The organism is Paenibacillus sp. J22FR5, assembly GCF_059691975.1.
In genome coordinates this window covers 19330-35239 of the sequence record NZ_JCAUAN010000030.1, presented here as the reverse complement: position 1 = coordinate 35239, position 15910 = coordinate 19330, and the positions used below count along the sequence as shown (strand labels likewise).

Annotated in this window: 8 protein-coding genes; all 8 read right to left on the bottom strand. The window is 46.8% G+C overall.

From position 1 onward, the window contains the following. Positions 1-5: 5 nt before the first annotated feature. Positions 6-2036: a Na+/H+ antiporter gene (locus AC58P7_RS26895; RefSeq protein WP_497348492.1), complete on the bottom strand. Its 2031-nt coding sequence runs from the start codon at positions 2034-2036 to the stop codon at positions 6-8. Positions 2037-2220: 184 nt separating this feature from the next. Then, positions 2221-3441 (bottom strand): ABC transporter permease, encoded by a 1221-nt coding sequence (locus AC58P7_RS26890; protein WP_497348490.1) that lies wholly within the window; start codon positions 3439-3441, stop codon positions 2221-2223. A 16-nt stretch (positions 3442-3457) separates the two neighbouring features. After that, positions 3458-4171: an ABC transporter ATP-binding protein gene (locus AC58P7_RS26885; RefSeq protein WP_497348488.1), complete on the bottom strand. Its 714-nt coding sequence runs from the start codon at positions 4169-4171 to the stop codon at positions 3458-3460. A 536-nt stretch (positions 4172-4707) separates the two neighbouring features. Next, positions 4708-4935: a hypothetical protein gene (locus AC58P7_RS26880; protein WP_497348486.1), complete on the bottom strand. Its 228-nt coding sequence runs from the start codon at positions 4933-4935 to the stop codon at positions 4708-4710. Between the two features lie 84 nt (positions 4936-5019). Beyond that, positions 5020-6360, bottom strand: coding sequence for a glycoside hydrolase (locus AC58P7_RS26875; protein ID WP_497348484.1), 1341 nt, complete (start codon positions 6358-6360; stop codon positions 5020-5022). Positions 6361-6493: 133 nt separating this feature from the next. After that, on the bottom strand, positions 6494-7582 hold the full coding sequence (locus AC58P7_RS26870) for a response regulator transcription factor (protein WP_497348482.1): 1089 nt from the start codon (positions 7580-7582) through the stop codon (positions 6494-6496). Between the two features lie 18 nt (positions 7583-7600). Next, entirely contained in the window at positions 7601-9391 is a 1791-nt protein-coding gene (locus AC58P7_RS26865) for a cache domain-containing sensor histidine kinase (protein ID WP_497348480.1), read from the bottom strand. 179 nt (positions 9392-9570) lie between these two features. Further along, entirely contained in the window at positions 9571-15855 is a 6285-nt protein-coding gene (locus AC58P7_RS26860; protein ID WP_497348478.1) for a fibronectin type III domain-containing protein, read from the bottom strand. Positions 15856-15910 lie beyond the last annotated feature (55 nt).

The window sequence follows — 15910 nt, the reverse complement described above, 5'->3', positions numbered from 1 at the left end:
TCCATTTACTCCTTCCCATTATCCAAAATTAGCATTTCTTCATAATTAATCGCTTGCAGTAATTCATGCACGGTTCCTGTTGAGATTTGCTCTGTTTCTTCCAACTCCTGAATCCCATCTCTTTTAATTTGTACACTTCGCAATTGCACAAGCCTCAGCTGATCTAGGAAGTCCGCTTCAGCGTGCTCGTTTTCGTTATATTTCTCGCGATTCAACATCCGCGAATAATGCTGAATGACAAGCAGAGATTCGAGCTTATGCTCATTTGATTTTTGCTTATGAATTGCTCTAACTGCTGACTGCTGCAATTGTTTTTCAATCGTTTGGAGTTCTTCAAACATCTCCGAAACAGATCTGAATTTCTCGGGAATTCCTTCTTTACGGTGCTGCTTGATCTTACGATTAAGCAGGTTCAATTTGAATCTAACCCAGAGGTATTGGAGCCTCGCAAGAAAAAAAGATTCAGAATGCGGTTGATGGAGCAGTGCAAAAACCGTCTGCAGCTGAGGAGAAATCACGCCCTGTTCAATAAGCTCACACAGTCTCGCGGCTTCCGCTTCTCTCCCAATTTGCTGCAGCTCACGAATATGAGATCCAGATAGTTTGACTGAACCATAGCAATCAATCCGAATCTGCTCCTCCAATTGTTGTACAACTGCGAGGGCAGCATCGAAGTTAGTCGCATCCATCTCTGTTTTGAGTGCATGAATCGTCTTCTTAGCCAGATGAATGCTCGCTTCTTTTAACGACAATGCTGCCTGATCGGCTTCTGCTACAACTGACTTACCTAGGAAAGGCATGGCCACCGTCGCAGCAAACATACTGATCAAGATAACGCTGGCCGAAATAAACAATATTGTGTTCCGCAATGGGAATGGCGTTCCATCGGACAATTCGAAGGGAATGGATAAAGCTGTTGCCAAGGTGATCGTGCCGTGAACGCCACACAAACTAGCTGCGAGCGCATAGCTCTTTCGGTTGGTATTCGTTGATGTGCTAGGGTCCTTTGGGTTGGCAGGCAGGAAGTCGTTATGTAAGAAATATACCCATAAATACCGAGCCGCACAAAGCGCCGTGTATATCACAAGTGCCAAACCAAGTGCCTTGAAGAACGAAGCTTCACCGCTATGCAGCAAACCTGTTATCACTTCTGGGAGCAATAAACCGAGCAACGCAAATACGAGTCCATTCAGGATAAAACTTAACATCGACCACGTATTCGTCGATATGATATGCAGTTTGGTTGTGGTTTGCTGCAACCGTTCGCGCTCTAATCCATGCACGATACCCGCGACAACGACGGCCAAAATGCCGGAAACATGGAGTTTCTCTGCGGCAAGATAGATCACAAATGGCGTCATCAGCTGAATCGTGACAAGCGAATGTACTTCTTCCAAGCCTCTCCTCCGTAAAAAAAGCCTGAAATTCACCAAGACGGCACCCAGTACAAGACCAACGATACAGCCACCTAGAGCTACAAGTAAAAACACCAAAGCAGCGGACCTTACAGAGAATACGCCTGTCATCACGACACCCAGCGCTACTTGAAAGGAGACAAGTCCAGCCGCATCGTTCAACAGTGACTCTCCCTCCAAAATAGTCATTAAGCCTGTGGGGAATGTTCGCCCCCGTGTCATGGATTTAACAGCAACCGCATCCGTGGGAGACATCGCCGCAGCCAAAGCAAAAGCGACCGGAAGCGGCATGGATGGGATGAGATAGTGGATAAAATAGCCGATGCCAACTACGGTAAAGACAACAAGCCCTATCGCCATGAGGAGAATGGGCTTGCGGTATTCCCACAATTCTTTGCGCGATATCACCCGTCCGTCTCCAAAAAGAATAGGCGCGATTAGGCAAACCATGAAAGCCTCTGGTTCAAATTCGAAGTCTGTCGGAAGGAAGGGGAGCCACGAAACCACAGCACCGAGTCCTATTAAATAAAAGGGCAGTGGGATTTGGGGATAGCGCTTATGGAGGAGCGTTGCTACCACAATTACGACCGCTACAATTAATAAGGGCAGTAGAAGATCCAACGGAATCCGGCCTCTCTTTCGTTACCATTTTAAAGGGATTTATTGGGTAGCATCCACCTAAACGTAGCGTTCTATTCGGCTATACTACCACACACATCACACTCGCAGACACCGCTATGAAAATGAGAAAGAGGCTAGCCAACATACTTTGGCTAACCTTATTTATGTGCTACACTCGCTCTACTCAGTACCAGCTTGTAAACACCGATGAACTTCCATACGCCAACGGAATGGCTGCTCCAATCATCATGATCGGTCCCCACCAGGTGAACATCGAGATGCCCGCAACTAGGCTAATGACAATGATCGCTGGCAGAACTAAGATGGGAATAGCTGTCTGAAGCGCTTGGTGTTTCATCGTATCTTGGATCGGGAATAGGGACAGGAACGGGGTCGTCAGCTCATCTTTGCAGAATGATTTGCGCCAGAAGACTAACAGGACTGCCGCAAGGATCCAGACGAGAATTTTAATCGCCCCCGGTAAAACAAACATAGCAACGCTGATGACAACAACGAACTGAATCGATTGTCGCCATTGCAGACCATTCCGGAAATATGACTTCACCAACAGCTCAGCAATCCCATTGCCGGCTCCTTTGCCTTTGAGCAATCGCTGGGATCTGCTGAATAAAAGCGGGTATCTGCGTGTCGGCTTTCTTTTGCGCTCCATCACACGAATTAACATCAAAGAGACGATACGCATCCGTGCATCTCGCTCTCTCGCGATATCCGCGAAGAAGGTGCCTTTTTCACGCAGCCGCGTCCGGCTTAGGAGTATGAATGTAACAAGCAGTAACAAGATTGCAATCCAACTATAGAAGGTTCGATCCGTGATCTCCGTAACTAACAGTTGGAATAGGAAGAATCCGCCTGCAAAAACTACAATTCGCAGCAACCAAAGTATGAACCTCTGGAATCGGAGTGCAAGCAGCTGGCGAACTATGCCTACATTCAGCTTAACCACATAGGTTAGTAACCAGAAGCATACGACCTGCGTGATGCTATACGAATAAACGGGCACTAATAATGGCAGAAAAAGAAGCGCACCTAGCAACGAAGTGATGCCCTGCAACACGACCGAATAGCGATAGCCGAGCTGCATGAGGTGTCGGAACCAGCCTTCATTTTGCCGGAGAAAGAGCTGATCGCCCTCTTCAACAAAGTAACGCAGCGTGCCCATCCATGTGAAAATGTAGAAAAGTGTTGCCACAGTATGTACCGAGATTCCGCTTAACCAAGCAGGCGGCGTCATATACCACGCATAATAGTGATAGCCCGCCACGATCAGCAGGGGAATAACGAAATAAATCGCAATGACCCAATCTACGGCCATACGTAAGGCACGATACTGGAATTTTATATCTGAACGTACTCTGCGTGTAAAAAGCTGAAAGCTGCTATTCAAACCGCTGTCACCCCTCTCATAATAACGAATGGAAACAGTCGAATAAAGTAGCATCCGGCATGTCACATTGTTGCTGGATGTCTTGCAGTGTGCCATTCGCTACCAATCTACCACCCGACAGCAGCACAAATGAACTGCAAATCCGTTCCGCTGTATCTAACACGTGGGTACTCATGAGAATGCCTGCCCCCCGCTTTCGCTCCTCTTCCAGCATCCCTAAGAAATCCTTAATCGCCTTCGGATCTAGCCCAATAAAGGGCTCGTCCACGATGTACACATCCGGTTTATTCAAAAAGCCAAGAATGAGCATAATCTTCTGCTGCATGCCTTTGGAAAATTTCCCAGGCAATTGATGCTTCTCATCCAGCAATCGAAACCGATGCAAGAGATCGTCTGCTCGCTCGAGGAATACCGTTCGATCCAGTTCATACACCGAAGCTGCGAATTCCATGTGCTCCCACAATGTCAGCTCATCATACAGAATAGGGTGCTCGGGAATATACGCGTAGCTTTTGCTTTGACCCATGAAGGAGATTTTGCCTTTAAAATCCTTCAGTAAACCGAGGATGCTCTTGATGGTCGTACTTTTGCCGGCGCCGTTCGGACCTAACAGTCCCACGAGTTCGCCTTGCCTCACCGTAAAATGAATCCCCTTAATCATATCCGGCACCTCATCGTAACCGGCCTGTTCAATATGAACATCTAATACAGCTAATTGTTCGTCTGACATTCCGTGACTTCCCTTCCATCCTTATCGTGCATCAAGTACACTTTGCCAATATCGTATCATGAAAGTTTGCCCAAAGTATGAAAGTTAGATAAAAATAAAAAAACCTCTATCGCGGTCACCCGAAAATGAGCGACCGCGTCTAGAGGGTAGGTTATAACAATTTGGGCTAGTATGGGGCGAAACCTAACATGAAACGATTAGTACCATCTCAAAGCGACAGGCAGACATTGGATAAACAAAACAAGGTTCTCCAAGCGTTTCATCATCGTATTCACCCTTTCAAAAAGACAGAAAACGCCTATCCTGTGGTAGGATAGGCGCCATTGCCTCGAATATTAGTTGCACATCGTCGTGCGGTTAATTGAATTATAACGGCTGATTTTCTGCATGTCAACTATAATGACACAATTGGTTGTTTACGCTATTTATTGTAATCGAACAGTAAATTACGTCATGTAATATGACATTGGACATGCGGTTCGGAAGTATATCCAGTCGCATCGCTCCGAAATTTCCATTTTCCTCCTATAAATGTGCTAATCCCCCAACTGCCCCATCTCCTGAACGCTGTAACTATTAATGATCGCCGCCGCAAAGGTGACACGGTTGTTCCGAAAAAAGTGATACAAAATACGCGCCTCCGTACACTCTTCGTCATATCGCGGAAAGTTAAAAAAATCGTCCTCCGTCCATCCTTCGCCCCGCAGGCTTTCAATGGATTCGGCAATTTTGCTAGGAATGACCGGCATTAGTATCGTTGACATCGAACCACTCCACCTTTTCACTAGATTCTTTCAATCTAGTAAAAGGATGCCCAAATCTAGCAAAGATTAAACTACTGCGTTCGCTTAATACTCCACATAGCTCGTCACAGACTTACCTGGTAACGTAACGGTGATTGCACCGCCAGTCACCGCAACGTCCGCTAATTTAAACAGATCCTCGGTGGCGCTTGTGCGTCTAGCTGACACATTGGCCATCGTCAGGCCGCTAATCGTCGTCGTGATGGCCGACGAACTGTTGTTAATAATAACGACGGATGCTCGGCCCGTGCCATTCTTGCCCCCGATGGCAACGAGGTTGCTGTCGCTCGAAGATGCAAGAATGCGGGTATCGTCCGGCCGTAGGTAACGGCTGAATTGCCCCATCACGTAGAGCCTTTTATTCACCGTGTACGTATTATTTGCGCCTAAGTTGATAAGCCCTTCCCCTGTCGTAGAGGAAGCCGGATTCACCGCCCACCAATAGAGCCAACCTCGCTCGCCACGCTTCAAATCAGCAGCGATCATATTGGCCCACTTCAACCCATCGGTGATAGAAGGATCATTCGGATTCTGGAAATCACTAACCTCCGTAGCGATCAGCGGCTTTCCGAAGTGATTCACATCCGTATACGTGCTGTAATCATGCACCGAGACAAAATCCAGTTTATCTCTGGTCGTTGTACTGAAATTGACCATGTAGTTGTTAGAGGCTGTACGGTTGGAGCCTTCTGGCGCACCCACCAACACGCCTTGATTCAAGCTGTGAACAGCATCGGCCACCTTCGCCGATACTTGATCCAATTCGCTAGTCGTATATTGCGCCGACGCATAAGGCGTAGATAAATCCGGTTCATTTTGCACACTAACCCATTTAATATTAAATCCGAACACATTCCGATAATGATCCACATACGTTTTCATGTAATTAGCGAAATTGTCGTATTGCGAGGTGCTCAAATGACCACCATTATTGGGTGAACCATTCGTCTTCATCCAGCCAGGAGGACTCCAAGGCACCGCATAGAACTGGTCCATCCCACGATTCTCCGCCTCTTGAGCGAACCATCGTTGATGCAGGTCCGTATTCCAATCCACGACACCAGACGAAGGCATGAACGTCGTTTGCACAGCATCCTGCGCAGCCGTATACGGATTGATCTCCATCCTGACGATCGATAACCCCGCATTTGAGGCATCTGTTCGGAACAGTTTATCCAGAATTTCTCCTTGTGTGGTTGCATTGTAATTCGTTTTCAACTCATTCACCGGATGATTAGCAGCGGCACCGAATCCCCAAATCGTCTGATACGTCGTGTCCTTATACAGAGTCACCGTACTTGCTGCTAATGCTGGGGGAGCCACGCTCACCAACATAGAAATTGCCAACCCAATTACACCATAAACCTTCTTTCTTCGTGAAATCATCCTGCATGCACCTCTTTTTCTCAAATTGGCCAGTTCTGACCTCCCTTTAAGATAGACTGAAATCGCTTACAAAACACTGAGGTAAAAAGGTTATTTACTGCACCAATGCGACGAAATTGCCTGCAAGAGTGCCTTAATTACCTCCAAACCGATCCTTATATTCCATTGGGTTCAAGCCATGATACTGTTTGAAAATCCGCGAGAAGTGAATACTGTTTTCATAGCCAACCTGCAGGGCAATTTCATAGCTCTTCAAAGAGGAAGTGAGCAGTAAATCCCTTGCTTTACGCATTCTAACGTTGACGCAATACGTCCAGATCGTCATCCCAGCCTGCTCTTTAAAAAGCTTCGCTAAATACGAACGGCTCATCGCAACGTGGTCCGCCAGCTCCTGTAGACCCCAGCTTTCGGCGTAATGTACCTCGATATATCTTTTGACTTGGTCGACAACGCTCTCCTTCTGCAGGTTCTTCGCCTTTCGCGCGCGATCCATAAGGATATTCGCTGCCTGTTCCAGCCGCCTCACCGCGCACAAACGGAAATACTGCCGCACCTCTGAGTGCTTCAAGCTTTGCTCGCCGAGCTCTAAGTCTTCACCTTCCTCATAGTTTACATGGATGTCCTGCTTCTTCAGCTCTTCGATCACAAGTGAGGTCCAAGCCATAGTCAGCTCATTCAAAATTTCATAACGTCCTTCGACCCACGATTCCAGCATCGCAAGTGTATCTACGATCAGCAGCGGCTGCCCGTGTAAATAAACGGACAATACCATCTCCAGCCAGCGATCCAGCATCGGCTTATACACGGGCAGCTTGTGCAGCAGCAGCTGATTCGCTTCATTGCGGCGAGTGCTGCGAATTCTGTTGCAAGCTTTTTGCACGGCCTCCTGAAGAAGGACGCTATCCATAGGCTTCAACACATAATCGACGGCGCCCAGTTCAATACTCTTTTTGGCATAATGAAAATCATCATAGCTTGAAATCACAATACAGATCATCCAAGGATAGAGCTGATTGATCTCTTTCATTAATTGCAGGCCGTCAACCAGGGGCATCCGAACATCTGTCATGCAAATATCAGCAAAATGATCCTTGAGCCAATCCAAGGCCTTCCTGCCATTGGGGAGGGTCGCCGATACCGTGATCCCATCCATTTCAGATACTTGGATAGCTAGACTCTCCCGAATTAAATCCTCATCGTCTACGATCATAAGTCTATTCATCTGTTTGCGGTCCCCCTTCTATTTATCAAGATTAGCTTGCAATGGTAAAAAGACTTCAACAACCGCTCCACCAGAAACGGGATCATTAAAGAAGGTGATCTTAGCTTCCCCCGAATAAAACATATGCAAACGGTAGATCAGATTCGAAAGCCCGACTTGATTGTACCGATACTGATGCGCATGTGAATCTGCTTGCTCCTGCGTTAATCTGACAAGCGTTTCCGCTGTGAAGCCAGGTCCATTATCCGCGACCGTCAGGAGAAGCTTGTCTCCTTCCACAACTTCCCCGCATACATGAATATGTACGGATTCCCCCGTCGTTTCCCTGCCATGTTTAATGCTATTTTCTACCAGTGGCTGCAAGAGAGCCTTCGTACATACTGCCTGTAAAAGCTCCTCAGGTACCTCGATGCTATAAGTCACTTCATCTTTGAATCTGACTTTCATGATGGTCAAATAATTTTCCAAATGCTTGAGCTCTTCTTTGAGAATGACTTGCACATTTTTGAAATCAGACGTGTATCTCAACATATTAGAAAGATTGACGGCTACATGGCCAATATGCGCTTGCTTGGAAATGACAGCCATGGAATTGATCGTTTCGAGCGTGTTATATAAAAAATGCGAGTTAATTTGCGACTGAAGTGCGGATATCACAGCGCGATGCTGAAGAACCCGCGTCTCCGCGTGATCATGGATCGATTGCTCCAAATGCCCGAGCAGGTTATTAAAGGAGATGCTTAAATCTGCAACCTCATCAATTCCCTCCACCTCAGCCCGCAAATGGAAGGAGCTCGTTAGCTGCATCGCTTTCATCATTTTACGCAAGCCCAGAATTCGTCTTGTGATGGAAGAGGCTGCAAAATACGTGAGCAAAACCGAAATAATTAAAGCCGAAATCGCAATGATAATCGTTACATTTCGCGTATAATTAATGCTTTTGGCTATTTCCTGATAAGGTAGGATCGCAACAATCTTCCAGCCCGTCATCTGAATAGTTTGGAAAATAATCAGTTCTTTCCCCGACTTATCGAAAACAGACCCCTCCTGTTGATCCTTCACAGCTTGCACAATATGGTCATCCATATGCCCCATAACCTCTTCGGAATGGGAATGATGAATAATCGTACCCGCTTGGTCCATGACGAGGGCAACGCCCGAGTTCGCAATATTAATTTGAGACATGACACTCTGAGATGGTTTCAGTGAAATATCGATTTTGAGGTAACCGTTGCTCAGCTGCTTAAAAAGGGTCAGGACAGGGATCTTCATTTTCTGATTGGTCGCATCGATATAATTTTCGGAAATGCCAGTAATAAATTTAACCTTCTCATAATTGCCGCTTTGGGCAAAATAGGGTTCATTTTTGATCGTGTATTTTAAGGGAAGGGCATACGTATTGACGAAATGCTGCTCAAACCCGCTCGGATTATATAAAGAGACTGATAGTACCTCCGGATATTGCAAAAATAAGCGATTTAAATAATTGTCTTTGATTCTCTCGTACGTTCGAATGAGCTCAGAAGAAACGGTAGGTGATGAAACACGCATCCAATCCCGAACTTCAAGGCTGTTGCTTAGCATAAGGAAGGCTAACTCGTACTCCGAGTAATACCGGTTTAAGTTCATGTTCGCCTGTTTCAGTACTTGCATACTAAGATGATCGATATCCTTTCGAACAGAGTTCTTCGTCTGGATATAGCTGGAGATACCAATCGTTGACACGGTAAAAATCAAAATCGTCACAATGATGGAGATAAGCCTCCATTTCAGAGAACGCTTCAAGCTCTTGACCATATAGGTGAACAAGTTGATCTTCCTCCTGTGAACAGCGATGATGCGCCAAAAGTCTAATATTTAAATAATATGCCCAATTTCGCTCTTGAGCAATGAGGTAAGCGTTGGATTCACTGCAGGGATCGTACTTTTTTTAAAAAAAATACGACAAAAACCGCGCCTACGGATAGGCACGGTTGGAGACTTGCAATTTATTGAAATAAAAATTGGAATAATCTGTACAACATAACGGAAGTTTCGGCTCTGGTTGTATTGCCCAAAGGATTCACTTTGCCGGCGTTACCTTCTATGAAGCCTTTTTGAACGAGAGCATGAATGGCATCTACCGCATAAGTAGCGATGTCGGCTCCATCCATAAATTTGCTTGTGTTATTCGCGGTTGGTAATGACTTATTCACTTGAGCCAAAGCTCTCGTAATCATCACAAACATGTCTTGGCGCTTGATCGCATCCTGCGGGTTAAAGTGACGATCGTCTAAGCCATTGACGATACCCAGTTTATTCGCGATGCCAACGGCTCGCTCATAATACGCACCCTTCTGAACGTCCTCGAAATGCGTCTCGCCCGTCGCTTGTAAACCAAAGGTTTCGACCAGCAATTTCGTGAAATCTGCTCGGGTGATGGTAGCCGTCGGGTTGAACGCTTGAGCACTAACCCCTTGAATAATGCCTTTAGCAGCAAGCGTTTCAATGGATTTTTGCGCCCACGGCGTGGAGGTTAAATCCTCGAATGCAGGCTTGCTGTAGGAAACAGCGTACAGACTGAAATGGTTCGTGCTGAATTGTATGATGCCAGTAGAAGGATCGTAGTAACCTGTCGGTACTAGTTGAGCTTTGCCCTGTGCATTCACATACCAGACATTTAGCAGTTCAGGATGAGCTTTCTCTTCTGCCGATAGTACATATGGAATACTGACTGATACTGCAGCGTCCTTATTCTCGAATTTCAGCGGTTGTCCGGATGCTGTGAACTGCAGATCCACGACGACCCCTGTTTTGCCCTTAAGATCTGTTTGTGCAGGGAGCTTATCTAACGAAATGTTGATCGTCATGCTCGCATGCTGGGCTGCTTCTGCGTTATTGGCAAACAGATTGTTAGGTAGGACAACCGTGCCAAGTTCCGTCGAAATCTCTAGACCGTGAGTTGAAGCTTTCTGTGTCAGATACTCGGTCGGGAGTTCAAGTGCATAGGCATTCGCACCTGTAACTTGCGGTACATGCAGGGTTACTTTTTGACTAGTTCCCCCCACTTGCCCTTCAGCCTTCTTAAAGGCTTCTTCCAGTGTCGCTTTATCAACAGCTGCTGTTACTTTCCCATCTTGAGTCGTTAGGCTTGTTGCTGGGAATGTAATCACCGTTTCCCCATTGTTGACAGTAATAGTTGGTTTAGGAGGCGCTGGTTGCGTCTCTGTCGATACTACTGGGGAAGAAACAGCTAACGTTTTGACTTGCAAGCTCGGTCCATCGCTAGACCAGTTGTTCGCCTCATCTGCGGCTTCAACTTCGAAATCATAAACTGTGGCTGCTGTTAATCCAGTTACCTGCCATGAAGTGTTTGCCGTTGTTGCAACGACGTTTCCATTCATCAGTAGTTTATATTGGGTTACGCCCATACGGTCAACCGCTTCGCTCCATGACAGCTGCACGGATGTGATTGTTACGGCACCTTGGTTTAAAGTACTTCCAGCTGGCCATCCAGGCGCCGTTGTATCACTTGGTACAGGGATTTCTGGATCATTCGTGCTCGGGCCAAAAACAGTCGCATTACCCACGAAATCCTGAGCTTCTACTTTATAAACTGCTGCTGCGCCCGGAGTTCCCATGATGGTATATGTTGTCGCGCTTCCATCTACTTGAGCGACTTCAACACCGTCCCTGTATAGGGCATACTGTTTAATCCCTATATTGTCTTCAGCCGCATCCCATTGCAGGGTTTCTCGATCTTCCTCACGTGTGGACGTGAGGCGGGACCCTGTCGTCCATTGTGGTGTGATCGAGTCCTGCTTCAACGTATTTACTGAGAGTTCAAGAGGTTCCGAGCGATTACCCGCTTCATCCACAGCGACAACTGCGAGCGGATATAGCGTATCCTCATTCAATCCATTCACATAGTAGCTTCTTACATCCTTGGCAACCTCAGCAACTACCGAACCATTCTTTTCAATGCGGTAGTGATGAATACCACCCGTTTCGTCTGCGGCAGTTGACCAATGTAATGCGAAGCCAGATGAGGTGACCACCGGTGCTGTTAATTGGCTTCCCCCACTCCAGATAGGCTTGGTTGTATCCGGTGCGAGTGTTGTCACATTCAAAGTAAGACCGGCGGCTAGATTACCCGCTGCATCTCGAGCCTTTATGTGGAAATCATAATTCGTTCCAGCAGTAAGTCCCGTTACGTGATAGGAAAGGACATCACCATATACAGAAGCCATAACCGTATTTCCATTATAAATATCGTAGGCTGTCACATCATATTGATCTACAGCCGCTGGCCACTGCAAGGTAACGCCGAAGCGAGACAAATCTTGTGTTGATAAAGAAGCATTTGGTGACCACATTGGCGCAACGGAATCAGCTGCAGGAGTTGTTACACTAGCCGTCGGTCCGGTAGACGATATCAGCCCCGCATCCCGAGCCTCGACTTTGAACGTATAAGCTGTCGAAGGACTCAAGCCAGTTATGTTATAACTGTAGACATCAGAAGCGACTGTCGCAATCACCGTACCATTCTGATAGACCGTATAGCCATTTATTCCTCTTTGATCCTGTGCACTGGACCAAGTTAGGGTTGCTGCCTGCGGTTGTACATGTGACGCATTTAGCGTGGCATTAGTCCAAGCAGGTGCTGTGGTATCAGCTGGTAATTGTTCTGTACCGACAGATAAGTATGGTTTAAATGCTGCATTAGCTCCCGTAGCTTCTTTGGAATGAATATCGACATTCTGGTCTAGCCAGGCATCGTCCTGAAGCTTAAAGGAGATCGTTCGGTCTCCATTTACTTCCGTTATCACCTGATCTATGACCGTGAATTTCTTCCAATAGCCAGCATTTCTTACAATGGTAGAGGCTATTTTGGAACCATCGTTAGGTTTGTTCAGCCAGTTCACTGACGTCGACCCTGACTCTAACCAGTTATCACCCGTCTGATAGAGATCCATATTAATATCCATATTTGCCGTTTGTACGGCAAAAACATAAAGATTAAGAGAGGCATCGTACACATTTCCCGTAACCGTTGTTAAAGGGAATTTCAGATAAGCTCGTCTGTTATTTCCCGTGTTTTTGTTAGTATCACTCGGAGTGACACCTGCCGCATTCTTGTATCTAAGATAAGCGATATTATTCGTCGTTCCCGCTCCTCCAAGTGTTGCCGGTGCCTGAATGAAAGCATCATCACTTGGGTACAACACTTGCTGTGTTCTAACGACACCCGCAATGGTTGTTACCGTAACGGATGGTCCATTGGCGGTCCAATTTCCGGTTGCATCACGAGCTTCGACACGGAACGTATAGGGCTGGCCAGCAGCTAAATCTGTTGCCACATAGTTCTGCACATTCCCATCTACATTGGCAATAACCGAATTGTTTTGATACACGCGATAACCTGAAACACCGATGTTATCCTGAGCAGGCGTCCAATTTACGGTGACCGACCGATCGCTCACTGCACTATAGGTCAGCATTCTAGCAGCCGGCCATTGCGGAGCAGTCTCATCCACACCTACGATTGTCTTTATCGTGCGTACAGGCCCTGTCTGTGACCAATTATTGCTGCCATCCCCCGCTTCAACCTTAAAGGTATTGCTTGCGTTTGGCGATAATCCGTTCACAACGAAATCTCTCGTGGAAGCAGGCAATGTCACCAGCTCCTGATTTCCTTGAAACACGCGATACGCAGTGACTCCGCGCGCATCCTGTGCAGCGCTCCAGATTAGCTTCACACTGTTCGCAGTCGTTTCACTCGCATTGAGCAGAGAAGAAGAGGCCCAAGCAGGAGGTGTTGTGTCTTCCACACCAAGTGTCCTGAAAGTGACAATTGGGCCTCCAGCGGATAAATTCCCCTCGCCATCTTTGGCCTCAACGCGAACGGAATACTGATTATTCTCGGTTAAACCAGTTAACGAGTAACTTAGGTTAACGGTATCACCCGCGATTTGCCCGTTCACATAAATCCGGTAGCCAGCTGCTCCATCATTATCCACGCCGGACGGCCAAGAAAGTGTAGCTCCTGTTTGGCTCAAATCAGCAACAGTAAGGAATGAGCCTTTCGTCCAACCTGGACGTGTCTGGTCCGAACCCGAGCTTGTAATCGCCTGAATATCTGGGCTCGGAAGCGAACGAATACCCGCTTGGTCCACTGCTTCAACATGCAGCGCATAGGATTGACCTGGCGTTAATCCCGTAACGTCATAGCTCGTCACATTCGCTGTTGTTTGTGTCAGTAGGCTGCCATCCTTATAGATCAAATAACTTTCCACATGTTGATTATCGTGTGCGGCAGGCCAGTTGAACGTCACCGAAGTCGGTGATGCCTCTGAAACACCGAATGAGCTTCCATATGGCCACACCGGCGCGGTAATTTCGGCATCCTGCGCTGGAAGTGATAAGGGTACAAAGCTTGGTGCTGCAGCACCTTGCGACGGTGTCCCCCAGACAACAGACACTTTATTCTCTTCCCCTTGATGTAAAGAAGTTTTCACTGTCTGACTCGTACCATTCCGCGTTACCGTGATGTCATAGTCCCCATAAAATCCACGCGTTTGATACTGACCATCTGTATTCGTTGTGCCCGTTACATCCGTCCACCATGTTCCGTAGATCAGATTCCGCCATTGTTCGCCTGACGGTTTCAACGTCCAGTTGCTGCGGAATAGTGGAGCATTATTCTGCCAGTGAGCACCATCCCAAAATCCCCACATGGTAAACGATTTCACATTGGGATGGCTAAACGAAGCCAGCAGGATATCCCGTGTAAATTTCCCTTGGATATCTTCTTTAGGTGAGTTTACATCAAATTCAGTGATCGCAATTTCAGGTGCATACTGCGTGAAATGAGTAAGTTGATTATAAAAAGCCATCGGACTCACCGGCGTACTGCCGAAATGTGCCTGGATCCCTACACCATCTATAGGTGCGCCATTATCTTTCATCGATTGCAAAATATTCGAGAAATTTTGGATCACCGGCGCATCTACGCCAAGAATTTGCGTCTCGTTGACATATAACTTAGCCGCAGGATCAGCTTCTTTGGCCATTTTGAACCAATTCGCCATTAATGCCCCTTGGTCTGCGTACGTACTGCGGATCATGCTGTTCAGAACAGGCTCATTCAGCACATCCCAGTTATACAACCTCCCTCTGAAGAAACCGGCCAGTTCATGAAAATGATCTTGGATACGCTTCTCAAGCGCTGTCTTATTGCTTACCAAACCTGGAACATCTGTCGGTAATCGAGTCGACCCATCCCATAGCAAGGCATGTCCACGAATATCAAAATGATTAGCGCCTAACCAATTGTAAAGATTTACCGTTCGGCTTCGATCCTGTTCCCACCATTGCCACTTCATCTCATTTTCCATGACGACAGAATTGAAATTTTCTTTGAGCTTGGTTCGATACGTTTCTGCATTCGCATCCGTACCATTAATCATCGTACTATTCACTGCTGTACCAAACTTGAAATCATGCTTGGTCATCTTCACATGGACATCTGCGCCCTGAATGGGATGGCCATCAGCATCCTTAACTTCAACTTGCAAATCCCCTTTACGGATCTGTTCAATACGCTGATTCGCTTCTGCACGCCATGGCGCGTCCTCTTCCATCCCCTCGTAAATGACAGGAGTACTAGGCAAGCTTTCCAATGTAACCGCTTTCTTATAATTCACGACTTTAAGATTGGCGATTTCTATCTCTTGTGGTTTAAAGCCAAGACGGAAGGCAATCTGTGGTGTGTTCGCTTCCATTAACAAAGCAGCTTTAATCGGCACAAGGAATTTCTTCCACTGTGAAGGAACCGTTAACGTCTCTGTAATCGACTTTTCGAAATTCCCTCTTTTCTCCATGACCAATGCCACTGTACCTTCAGCCGTTTCAACCGTAGATCTCAGTGTCCTTGCGTAGAACGTTGCCAACATAATATCATCTTTCTCGATGCTCGCTTCAATCGGGAGTACATATTGTAAAAGATAGGTACTGGCTGGCTGCACATTCGTCGTAAAATGCAATGCTTCTGTAAAAGCTTGCCCATCAACGGTAGCGTTTGCAACAGTTCCGTAAGCCGGAGCCTCAGGATTCAGTGCCGCTCCCTGCTTTTTAATATCAGAAATAAGAACTTCACTCCCAGGCAGTTGCCCCAGTTCCTCTTCCGTCAGCGCCTGTGCTAGGGAAATCTTTGGTTGGAACGGTACAACCAGCATCGCGCCGATTAACAGGAGAGAGAGTAGTCTTCCCATTTTACCCATTCTCATCATCATCCATCTCTTCCTTCCTACATTCAAATGCACACATGTAAAAGTTTGCCCACCTGAG

Bases quoted from the DNA above. Each gene is read 5' to 3' on its own strand.
- AC58P7_RS26885 (WP_497348488.1), bottom strand. From the start codon at position 4,171: ATGTCAGACGAACAATTAGCTGTATTAGATGTTCATATTGAACAGGCC.
- AC58P7_RS26880 (WP_497348486.1), bottom strand. From the start codon at position 4,935: ATGTCAACGATACTAATGCCGGTCATTCCTAGCAAAATTGCCGAATCC.
- AC58P7_RS26875 (WP_497348484.1), bottom strand. From the start codon at position 6,360: ATGATTTCACGAAGAAAGAAGGTTTATGGTGTAATTGGGTTGGCAATT.
- AC58P7_RS26870 (WP_497348482.1), bottom strand. From the start codon at position 7,582: ATGAATAGACTTATGATCGTAGACGATGAGGATTTAATTCGGGAGAGT.
- AC58P7_RS26860 (WP_497348478.1), bottom strand. From the start codon at position 15,855: ATGATGATGAGAATGGGTAAAATGGGAAGACTACTCTCTCTCCTGTTA.